General features: G+C 38.7%; 7 protein-coding genes and 2 pseudogenes. 1 reads left to right on the top strand and 8 read right to left on the bottom strand.

Annotated elements, in window-relative coordinates; translation table 11 throughout:
* Positions 1-125, top strand: a pseudogene (locus EKM81_RS11685) (IS30 family transposase); the annotation flags it as partial.
* Between the two features lie 64 nt (positions 126-189).
* On the opposite strand, the gene EKM81_RS10490 reads toward EKM81_RS11685, so the two are convergent.
* From EKM81_RS10490 to glyQ, 8 genes and pseudogenes are all read right to left on the bottom strand, one after another.
* Complete coding sequence (locus EKM81_RS10490) at positions 190-1566, bottom strand: O-antigen ligase family protein (RefSeq protein WP_125651455.1); 1377 nt, start codon at positions 1564-1566, stop codon at positions 190-192.
* Positions 1567-1904: 338 nt separating this feature from the next.
* Positions 1905-2275, bottom strand: a pseudogene (gene tagD / locus EKM81_RS10480) (glycerol-3-phosphate cytidylyltransferase).
* A 222-nt stretch (positions 2276-2497) separates the two neighbouring features.
* Positions 2498-4306 (bottom strand): LTA synthase family protein, encoded by a 1809-nt coding sequence (locus tag EKM81_RS10475; protein ID WP_125651453.1) that lies wholly within the window; start codon positions 4304-4306, stop codon positions 2498-2500.
* A gap of 163 nt (positions 4307-4469) precedes the next feature.
* Positions 4470-5645: an IS256 family transposase gene (locus EKM81_RS10470; RefSeq protein ID WP_125651451.1), complete on the bottom strand. Its 1176-nt coding sequence runs from the start codon at positions 5643-5645 to the stop codon at positions 4470-4472.
* A gap of 584 nt (positions 5646-6229) precedes the next feature.
* A complete protein-coding gene (locus EKM81_RS11240) occupies positions 6230-6391 on the bottom strand; it encodes a hypothetical protein (RefSeq protein WP_164509300.1) in 162 nt (53 codons plus the stop codon).
* A 27-nt stretch (positions 6392-6418) separates the two neighbouring features.
* Positions 6419-7321, bottom strand: a complete 903-nt coding sequence (locus tag EKM81_RS10465) for a PTS sugar transporter subunit IIB (RefSeq protein WP_125651449.1) — start codon at positions 7319-7321, stop codon at positions 6419-6421.
* 708 nt (positions 7322-8029) lie between these two features.
* A complete protein-coding gene (gene glyS / locus EKM81_RS10460; RefSeq protein ID WP_125651447.1) occupies positions 8030-10108 on the bottom strand; it encodes a glycine--tRNA ligase subunit beta in 2079 nt (692 codons plus the stop codon).
* On the bottom strand, positions 10109-11026 hold the full coding sequence (gene glyQ / locus EKM81_RS10455; RefSeq protein ID WP_125651445.1) for a glycine--tRNA ligase subunit alpha: 918 nt from the start codon (positions 11024-11026) through the stop codon (positions 10109-10111).
* Between the last annotated feature and the right edge of the window lie 781 nt (positions 11027-11807).

Below are 11807 nucleotides of genomic sequence, written 5' to 3'. Positions count from 1 at the left end.
AAGGCCGCTCAATGCGCCAATTGACCTTAACAGGGATTCAAGCAATCCAAAACGCTCTGAACCAAAGACCACGAAAGATTCTCAACTATCAATCGGCAATCGCAGTCCTGCCAGACTTTGATTAACCAGACCAATAACTAAGAATAGGTCGGAAGTGTTGCACTTGATTTGACAATTCGGGTTTTTATTTTAATCATCCTCTCCCAATGTTTGAGCTACACTGTTGAAATAACACTTAGATGAGATAATAATTACCGGAAGTAAAAAACCAAGCCCAATCGGACTGTTTAAAAACGGATTGATATTTGTGACGACCAACATTGCCAGTACACAACCTAATAAGCCAATATAAACATCGTCAAGCCTCTTGGTAACTAAAAAGCTTCTAAAGAAATAATAAAGTGGCAACAAGGAAAACAGCAACCAGATAACTACCCCAATAAAGCCTTGTTCGACCATGATATCAATAAATGTCATCTCTATACCGGTTGAGCGCTCTCCAATGACAGTTCCATATCCGTTGCCTAATAGAAGGTTAGCTGCAGATTTCTTAACGATTTTAACTGAATCTGCAAGTAGTCGAACTCTGACATTCAAACTGACATCGTTAATTTTTGATTCATTATGTTCATGATCTTTATATTCATGATCTTTATTGCCATACTGCTCTTGAGGATTATCATTGGATGAGAATCGTGAGATAGTCGAATTATTGAAGAAATACGATGTCAGTCCTAGTGCCAAGATAATCAAGAATACACTTTGCAGAAATGACTTTTTACTCAACCCCAGCGACTCTCGATCACCAAAGAAGTAAATCACTGCTTTAACAAGAATTAAAGTTATGATTCCGATAGCAAAACCTATATACAATCCGCGCGTCTCAGACATAATAATTGAAATGGAACCGACGACCAATACCATGTTTTCAAGAAGTGTGGATTTCTTTTGAGAAAGATTGATGAAACTGATAATTGCAGCAAAAAGCACTAAGAAATGAGATTTATAGAATACACCTCTCGAAGGTCTGAAGAATAAATCACCAGGGAAAAGGCCATTGATAAATTTATAGAAGTAGTAAAAATCACGATTACCCATAAACTTCCCTGCTAAACTAATGATTATGGTTATCAAGGAAGTTATTAAAGCGGCATACATTAAAGTTGTGACTAACTGCTTAACGCCAAACCTCTTCTTATCAATATAATACGACAAAGGGATAATCATAATTACAAAGATTACCCTAATGGTGTCCGTTATAACACTTCCCAATAAATGCCCATGAGATATTCCAATCAATACACTGACACCCACCCAGATAATCAGCAACGCAGACATGATTAACGTAGCTGACTTTGGCTGTAGGTCTTTATGAATTAGTTCACTCCGTGTCTCAGGATTTACAATAAATCTAAGACAGAATAGCAAGATGACAAATGCGAATAAAAATTCTCGAATTGAAATTGGTCCGAGTTCGAAAATCCGCCCACCACCACCGGCAAAAAGTTCAAAGAATAATAAATATAAACTAATTTTCTCAATTTTGGTTAATTGACCCGTTTTCATCTAACTTATACTCCCAACATGTAGTTATAGTTCTTGGTAATACATTTTGTAATTCAAAAATCAATTCGAAGACCTTTGAATTGATTTTTTTAAATCGTCAAACAATCTCGTTCTAAGCGCCAATAACAACACAAAGTCCATTGCCGTGGCAATTATTGAAGTGATTGCTAAATTCAGAAAGGTACCACTTTGCCCAAAATGAATATACCGCATCACAACTAGCGTAATTAGAAAGCTAACCACGTACTTAAGATGTTCCGGAAGCAATCGTTTATAATCGATTGACTTTCTAACCAGAACAATGCGTAGAAAACAAACAATAAATTCTGTTGTTACAATCACAATTGTCCCGCCATTTGCACCAAAAATAAGTAAATTACATCTGCATCTGTTTGAGTTCTTAAAAAATCAAACTTACCTTTCCAGTCATCACCCATCACGAAGGTATCAATATGATATTGCTTGATATCACTAACTTTTTGTTTTCAGCCCTTTTCAGGAATTACTAAATCAACATACCGAATTGCTTCAAGTAATTGTTTGCGTTTTTCATATGAAAAGTAACATTTTTTTGTTTCTCATTCCAGTTAAATTCATCTGTCGAAAGACCCACAATTAAATAGTCACCATGCTCCTTCGCACGACGTAGTAAGTTAATATGACCATAGTGCAGTAAATCAAAAGTTCCATAAGTAATTACGCGTTTCATAAATATCACGTTCCCTTAATCTATTTTGTTTTCAGAAGCTTAGGTTAACTACTCGTCCGTTATAACTGAGTATCATACTGTAATAACCAAAGCTCATACAGAAGCACTATTTTGTGACTCTTAACCATAATATTATAGTTGTGCCAAAATTCATAGTTACGGCAATAAATTTAGTAATTTTTAAAGGATAAGCCATGAATTCTGAACAATTAATCGGCATATTTATTTACCATACACAAATGTATCATTGTAAAATCTCGAACTCTGTGACAATTGATCGTTCACCTTATTGAACCCATATCTTTCAGCGATTGTTTTTTTACCCGACAATAGATTAGTTCCAAGTCCCAGCCTGTTGCCTTCAATCTTTACACCGATTGCGGCTAACGTGGTTGGAAACATGTCATAAGTGCCAAAAATTCGATTCTTGGTCTTGATTCCGTTAGTTTCATTTTTTGGTGCATTAAGAATCAAGTTAAACGTATGACGTTTCTTCGAAGAAATGTTCTGATAATACTTGGCGTCCATGGATAGATGATCGCCATTAATAATAATTGTCGTATTGTGGTAGAATTTTTGTGCCTTAATCCATGTTAGAAATTCAGTAAGTTGCGTATCCGTAAATGAAATCACATTGGAATACTGATTCGAGTACTTGTGCGGCATGTTTTTTTCAGGGAATCCCCCAATATGGTGTGTATTTGCAGTGAGCATTGTAAAATTAAACGGTTGATTACCAGAAGATAACTTGATTAAATCTTCTTTTGCATATTCAAATAACTTAGAATCCTCATAGCCCCACCAGACCTTATAATTCTGAGGAATCCGTTTATCTTTTTTTGCTTGTACCCAATCATCGATTTTAATATTACCGTGTTGAGTGAAATAACTCCGTCTACCTCCAAAAGTTGCATCTGATCCCATCAAAATTGTTTGATGATAACCTTCTTCTTCTAAAATATCATTCAATGTTGTTGCACCCGGTAAAAAGCGCTGTTTATCAGAGTTAGCATAAGTATTCCCCTGAACTGGAACCTTTAACGGTAATCCAGAAGTTTGGGAAACCATTCCGGCAATTGTCCAACCGGTTCCATAAAATTGCATTGCCCCACCAAATTTTTTACCTGTATTTGAGAAATGAATACCTTCATCAGACACTTTTGTTAATTTGGGCAACAAGTTAACGGACATTTGTCCGCCTTCTTGCTTATCAATACTAGTTGATTCTAGAGATTCAACATAAATATAAATTAAATTCCGTTTTTTGGTTGGAAAAACCAATTTAACTTTATCAGGATCGACATAGTTCTTTTGAATAAAGGCTGATGAAGTTGTGAAATAACGATAGAAACCAACAGCATTAATATTCTTAGCAGCTAGAGTAATTAAGAAAACAGAAAATACAACTGATAAAAGTACCGGAACTAGATATGCATGTCGTAAGTAATCAAAAACCCTTAAATGAACATGAAAAAGAATCAGATTCGCAGGTAATACCAGTACTAGTGTAACAACAGCAACTACCAACGGTCCATTGATGAATGAATCAATGAAACTAGAGTTCGCACCTTGCATCGGTTGTTTCAAATTATAGATGAGTTGTTCAGGATTAAGCAGTCCAAATGTATTCGTTGTCCAAAAACTTGCCTTGTACAGAAAAACCGCAAGCACGATCAACAGAGAGACTAGCAATGCCCGCAGCACTGTTTTGAGTGAAGCCCGTTTGATTGATACTACCTCGAATAAGTGACTTAAATGAAAAAAATAATTACCAAAAATAAGGATCAATTCAACTATTACGAACAAAGAAAAGACTTTAATAAAGTAACCTAAGGAATAATTCTTAGCAATCAATATATTTGTGTGTAGGAAATACCGAGTAACAAGAAGTGTAATTATTAAAGTGCTAGCAATGTTGATTACTACTCCAAGTAAGGCGTTTGTCTTTTGAAGATCATTACGGCGTATTTCATTTAAAAGGAGAAAAAATAAACAAAAGAAAATAAATATAGCTAAAAAGTACGAGACCATAGCTACCTCCAAAAATATGATATTCTAATTATACCAGTTTATTATTCGATACTTAATGATTATTTTCAATAAGGGTACTATTCAGCCAATGTCGAGCAAGTTTTGGTAGCGTCAAGAATCTTGTGTAAATGAAATGCCTTCGTACATATAATATGTATCTAACTTAAATAAATGATGCTTCCAAGGTGTGCTGGAGTCCTTTGAACCCTCGGTGGATCCGCTTCAGAGACTTCTCGTTATAAACATTAAACTGAGAAACCAGGAAGCGATCCAGTGAATCTTCCGTTGGAAATTGTTCTTTGTGGTGGGTGGTGCGCTTGTGATGCTTATTAAAGTTCTCAATCAGGTTAGTGGAGTATAGTGATTGCCGGATAGCTGGTGGAAAGTCCATGAAAGTGAGTAAATTCTGCATTTTAAGCAGATCTTTGATTAATTTGGGATAGGTCTGATGCCAGTTGTTGGTGAACTCATTCAGTTTCAGTTCGGCTGCTTCACGGTTGGCGGCCCGATGAACTTGTTTAAAGTCACTGATCACGGCCTTGCGGTCTTTTACGCGAACTTTGTTCATCAGATTCCGCCCAACATGAACCAGGCAACGTTGTCGTTTGGCTTTAGGGAAATGCCGATTCAAGCCTTCATCCAAACCAACTAACCCATCGGCCACAAACAACAGCACATCTTTAACGTCCTGCTTGATCAAGGTTCCCAGCAGTTCAGTCCAGATTCCAGTCGATTCCGTTGGCGCCACTTGGTAGTTCAGCACTTCTTTCGTACCATCTGGACGAATGCCAATCGCAATATGAACGGCTTCTTTTTGAACGGTATCCCGCTTTAACGGCAAGTAAGTGGCATCTAAGAAGATGACCGCATATTGTGAAGCCAGTCGACGTTTCTGGAAAGCTTGAACCTGTTCATTGACGGCTTTAGTCATGTTGGAAACCGTGGCTTTGGAGTAGTGAGCACCGTACATTTTCTCAATGAGTTCGGCAATTTCAGCAGTGGTAATACCCTTGGTATACAACTGAATGACCGTTGTTTCTAAATTATCACTGTGCCGACCGTAGGCTGGCAAGGTATGATTTTCAAACCGGCCATTGCGATCTCGAGGAATGGTTAAGTTAAGTTGGCCGTACTTCGTATCAAACGAGCGCTCATAACTGCCGTTGCGGTTATTACCAGTGTTAATCCCAGCGTATGAGTAGCGTTCGTAACCCAAAAACTCTGCCAATTCGGTTTGAAGCAGCTGGTTAATCGCAATTTCGAGGTGGTGACGAAAAACTTCGTCCAAATCTTGCTTTTGGGCTAGTGCAGCGATAATTTCTGTGGTAAGTTCATTCATGGGGAATGCCTCCTGTGATGTTTTCTGTGGTTACTAAATATCATAAGGGAAGGCATTCCCTATTTCTATACAATTCAGAAGTCTTTTATGCATTTACACAAGATATTTTACGCTCTCGACAATTATCTTAGAGTACAACGAGAAATACTTCGGCAGAGCTCATAATGGCTTTAAGCAGTGCCAAGATACTTTAGAATCAATGTTTTAAGCTAGACAAAATGATACGAAGAAGTCTTCTTGTTATTTACACAAACTTCTTGACACTCCCAAAATATTTTTTACCACGAGTAAAACGAACTTTAATCATGGTAATGTGTTCTCCCAAAACTACTAGTTCCACTTAACGACAAAAATATCGAGCAATTCTAACGAATTGTTCGATATTTTGCGTTAATACTCACCAGCCAACTTTCTTCAGTCACACCACATGCTACCTTTTTACCAATAAACTTAATTATTACTCATCGTAACTGTAGCAAATAATCATAATTTTTTTGGCTTTGCTGGCATTCCACCAGGAACACTAAATATAACTACTCTATTTTTTTAACCTAACAATTAGTGCTTGTACCCTGAAAGCAAAGCTATTTGTTTTTCTCATGTTCAATCCTAACTACTTGTGTCAACTGGGCAAACTTCCAGAAGCCATGCACTCCAGCCACTGCCGGTATCAGCCAAGGATTCTCGGCAACAATCTTTAATGCTGCTAAACTAATTTCACGAAATATTCCAGTTGTTTTTGTCATGCAATTCACTCCTACTAGTTGTCAAATTTAGCGCCAATAAATAATTCCCAGAAAATTCTTTAACGGCTTTAATTCCTGCTTCTCAAAACGATCAACACTAATTTCTGAAGTCGACTCCGACTTGAATTCAACCAACGTCAGGAAATCCAGTACCGTGGCAAAATCAGTTTGTTTGTCAAAGTAGTGAAAGTCAATTTGATAATCACGCAGCCAACTTTCTTTCTTCATTGGTGATTTTGTTGGATCGCCAGCAATCATAAAAGCATTGATGCGGCGGGCAATCTGTGGGAAATTCTCTCCCGTTAACAAGCTGGCATTCCCGAAAATAAAACGAAACTCAAAATCAGTTTTTGATTCATCGTATAAATTCTCTAAATTAAAGGGTTCATATAAACACCGAATATTCAGTTGCGCCAATTGCTGTTTTAAGTTGATGAAATAGTCATCATCACGGCTGCCACCGGCGACAAAAATTTCGATATTCTTATCCCGAGCTTTCTCGGCAGTTTGGATATCCGACTGATAGGCCCGGCGTTCGTCCAAGACGATTAATTCGTCTAACAAACCAGGATAAGCTACGGTCGCATTCATCGTCCCAAAGATTTTTCCGGGGATTTTCTCGACAATTGTCGGATACGGTGCCATTAATTTTTCAGTATCACCAATGCGATAAGCTACTTGCGGCGCGACCATCACCACATCAAACAGTTGACCAAAGTCAAACACATTGTAAGAACGAATGGCATCAATGCCACCGTAAGCAAAAATTAAATCATACTGATCGCCATAGGCTAATTGACGCTTAAAAACTGAAGTTACATCATCAAAAATAGCCGTTAAATTCTGATCATGCTGATTAATCTCATGGACCATTCTTTGACAAAACATACTGGAAGTTCCCCCACCAGCGCAACCTACAAATATAAACATTCATTTTGCTCCGTTATTAAGATTAGCTCTATTATATCATTTGTGACGATTCGCATTAAAGCAGTGACGCTCATTATGAGTTAATTAGCTTAAAGTTACTTGAACAAATATTTGTTCAAGTCGCTCCTTATTTAGTCTCGGCAGGAACCCAGCGATTTTGTGGGCATGGAACATGGCCGACATTGACGCCAACCGCTGATCACCTGCCTAATTAAATAGTTTAATTCAGCACCACTGGTAGAAAAGCAGATTGATGTGATCCAATAGCCTGATTGACAAATATTATAGATTTAAGAAATCAGAATTAAGTAAAACTGTCAATCAACTGCAGAAACTTTGTAATTTATGCGTCACTGTCTAAATTAGTTAATTTATCCCAGTACGTTACCTTAAACACTAACAAAGATGAAGTGAACTGACTCAACTCCAGACGGAATGGAGGGCGTGGTTGTCAGCCGCCAAATTTGTCTTATTGCTTTAGCAATTAGACAATGGCTCGTATTTGAAACAATTCGGTCTTTAATTGGTTCAAATCGATGCCGGCCGCGTTCCACAACCAGCAAGCCCGCAATGGAGTCAGACGCCATTCTGTCTGATCCACATAATAATGTTTTAAAATTTCTAAAGAAAAAAAGGCTAGTCCTCATATTGAGAAACTAACCTTTTAAGTAATACTATTTTTAAAGCTTAATTATTGGTAATGTGACTTTACTTAACAATCAATTCTTGTAAATCACCAAAGACCTTAATTAAGCGTTGTAAAATCAATAATTGGTTTAACCGATTACGCCGAATCTTCTCATCATCAGCCATAATCATATTTTCTTCGAAGTAGCTTTCGATGATTGGTCGTAAGTCACGCATTTGTTGATAGTTTTGTTCAACAGTCTGTTGTTTGAAATCAGCCTGCAATTCAGTTACGGCATCATACAGCGCTTTTTCTGAAGGATTCTCGAATAAACTAGGATCAATTTTGATTTGATCAGGCTTATTATCAATTTTATTAGCCAATCGAATAACTCGCGTCAAAGCTTCAATGGTCGGCTTGAAATCTTGATCCTCACGGTGAGTGTCTAAGGTTGCTGCAACTTCATTGATCGTGGTTGGGTCCAAATCATTTGAGTTAGCGATAGCGTCAATAAAGTCATGCCGCAAATGCTTTTCACCAAATAATTGTCGTAACCGATCAACAAAGAAGCGTTGTACTTCTGTAGGGTTCTTTTGCCAGTCAATCTTGAAGGTCAAATCGTTCTTCTTCAAGGAACTAGCAATTTCAGCTTGTAATTCAGCCAATGACAAGTGCCAGTGGTTAGCCAAAAGAATCCGAACGATTCCGTAAGATTGCCGCCGCAAAGCGTAAGGATCATTGGAACCATTTGGAATCATGCCAACGGCGAAGAAGGCCAAAATCGTATCGATTTTATCAGCGATGGCTAAAGTTGCCCCAACTTTGCTGGCAGGCAAATCACCCTCTGCTGAAGTCGGCATGTAATGTTCGCGAACTGCTTGGGCAACCACGGCATTTTCGCCAAAGATCTTGGCATAGATCTCACCCATAACCCCTTGCAATTCGGGGAACTCACCAACCATGCCCGTGACAATATCAAACTTGTAAATATGACTAGCACGATTTAAGTCACTTAATTCCGTTTCTGATAAGCCAAAGACATGACCTAAGCCAGCTGCAATCACGCTAACACGTTGCATCTTCTCGTACATTGTCCCAATTTTGTCATGGAAGGTGACTTTTTTCAGCTTCTCGACATAATCGTGAATTGATAATTTCTGATCTTCTTCAAAGAAGAACTTAGCATCATCTAAGCGGGCAACTAAAACTTTCTCGTTACCAGCGATGACATTATCTAAATATTCTTGGTTACCATTGCGAACGCCAATAAAGTTTGGTGCTAACTGACCGGATTGATCACGCACGTAGAAATAACGCTGATTGTCTTTCATGGAAGTGATCAGTACTGGTTCGGGAACTGCCAAGTATTTAGGATCGAAGTGCCCAGCAAACGCTGTGGGATATTCAACTAAGTTAACGACTTCTTCCAGTAAATCAGGATCTAAATCCACGCGCCAACCATTCTTAACTGCTAAGTCATGAATTTGATCTTCAATAACTGCCTGACGTTTCGCCATGTCCGCAATCACGAAAACCTTATCTAAATCGGCCTCATAATCCTGTGCCGACGCAATCTCGATCTGATGACCTAAGAACCGATGGCCTTGAGTAGTCCGACCAGCATGCACATCAAGAATTTGCATTGGAATAATTTGGTCATCTAACAAACTCACTAACCAGTGAATTGGCCGAATATATTCGAAATGATTTGTACCCCACTTCATCCGCGTTGGGAAAGTTAGACCCATGACGATTTTCTTCAACTCAGGTAAAATTTCAGCAGTTGGTTGACCAACAGTTTTCTTCTCGACGAAAACATAAGGTTCGCCCTTGAAATCTTTGAAAGTGATGGCTTCTGGTTGAACACCTTGACCGCGAGCAAAGCCTAAAGCGGCCTTGGTAAAATTACCATCAGCATCTAGCGCAATTCGCTTGGCTGGACCTTTAGCTTCTTCGACTTGATCTGGTTGACGATCAGCCAAACCAGTCACCATAATTGCTAACCGCCGTGGTGTGGCAAATGGTTTAATTTCATCATAAGTTAATTTTTGTTCCTTAAAGAAAGCCGCTGTTTTATCCAGCAATTGCATAACACTAGGCCGAACAACATGAGCAGGCATTTCTTCAAGACCGATTTCTAATAAATATGTCGCTGTCATTTATTTATCCTCCCCGTCATTTTCGGCTTGTTCTTGGGCATGTTGCAACAATGGGAAACCTAACTTCTCGCGTTCACCGACAAAAGCCTGGGCAATTTTATGGGCTAAATTACGAATTCGTGATAAATAACCAGCCCGCTCAGTCACGGAGACAGCGCCACGTGCATCCAACAAATTAAAGGTATGGCTGCATTTTAAGACATAATCGTAAGCCGGGTGAACTAACCCTAATTTAATTAGACGTAAAGCTTCTTTTTCATAGTCGTTGAAGAAGTTCAACAACATTGCTTGGTCACTTTCTTCAAAGGCATATTTAGAGTGTTCATATTCAGGTTCCTTGAAAATATCGCCGTATAAAACACCATCACCCCATTGCAAATCAAAGACAGAATTCACATTTTGGATGTATGATGCCAAACGTTCGACCCCATAAGTGATTTCGGAAGTAACAGGATCAACAGTTAAGCCACCAACTTGTTGGAAATAAGTGAACTGGGAAACTTCCATCCCGTCAAGCCAAACTTCCCAACCAACACCGGCACAGCCCATTGAGGGGTTCTCCCAGTTATCTTCAACGAAACGAATGTCGTGTTCCAAAGGTTCAATACCTAATTCCCGCAAACTATCTAAATAATATTCTTGAATATTCTTAGGTGATGGCTTCATTACGACCTGGAATTGATGATGTTGGAATAACCGGTTAGGATTCTCACCATAACGACCATCTGCTGGGCGCCGTGAAGGTTCCACATAAGCCGCATTCCAAGGTTCCGGCCCAATTGCCCGCAAGAAAGTATAAGGCGACATTGTCCCGGCACCTTTTTCATTATCATATGCTTCCATCAATAAACAACCCTTACTACCCCAGAAACGTTGCAAGGTCAGAATCATTTCTTGAACATTCAACTGCTTAACCATATTCCTTCACCTCAACTATTTTTTCACAAAAAAATCCCTTGCCACTGCACCACTGCAGTCACAAGGGACGATAAATTATCGCGGTTCCACCCTAATTTAGATAAGAGTGCTAAAGCAAGTGCTTAGTTGTCGAGCATTAATGTCAAATCTTGAATAATCCTGAAAGGATTGTTTAAGATTTGCGCATTAAGCGGAAACAACTGCTTGCTTTAGCACGTTTCAGAAGTCAAACTCCCAACCTCATCTACACTTGATTAACTTCCACTCCTAGGTGCCAGCAACATCAATTGTGTTCTTGCACTGTCAACACTCGCTTAAAGATGTCATTCTGCCTAATCATTGTGAAATTGGATTATTCAGTTCATTATTACTCTATAATTAAACGCCGTATTTGTCAAGAGCAGAGTGTGAGGAGCGACGTACTTTTGGCGTAGCCTAATTTCAAATAATTGATTGAGCGGTGCAACCGATCGAGCAATTATTTAAATTAGGCCTAGCCATTTGTCGCTCAGAACACGTTTAAAATCAGAGTGTAAGGAGCTGCGGGTAGTTGGCGTAGAGTAACTTCAATTATTTGATTGAGCTGGTGCAACCAGATCGAGCATTATTCTGTCCTAAATTCTTTTAATGTTGACGCCGACAAGCACAATGTTTTATAACTCTTTAAATTTTCAAGTAATTGTCAGATTAAAAGAGCAAGTAGCGGCTATACTCCTTCTTGGGTAGACAAGCAAATAATTAAAGCTTGTCTTCCTAGGAAGGAGTTTTTGTATGGGCCGGA

Origin of the sequence: Lapidilactobacillus gannanensis (genome assembly GCF_003946675.1) — a bacterium.
In the GTDB taxonomy this organism is placed as follows: Bacteria; Bacillota; Bacilli; order Lactobacillales; family Lactobacillaceae; genus Lapidilactobacillus; species Lapidilactobacillus gannanensis.
This window is presented reverse-complemented; position numbering and strand designations above follow the sequence as displayed.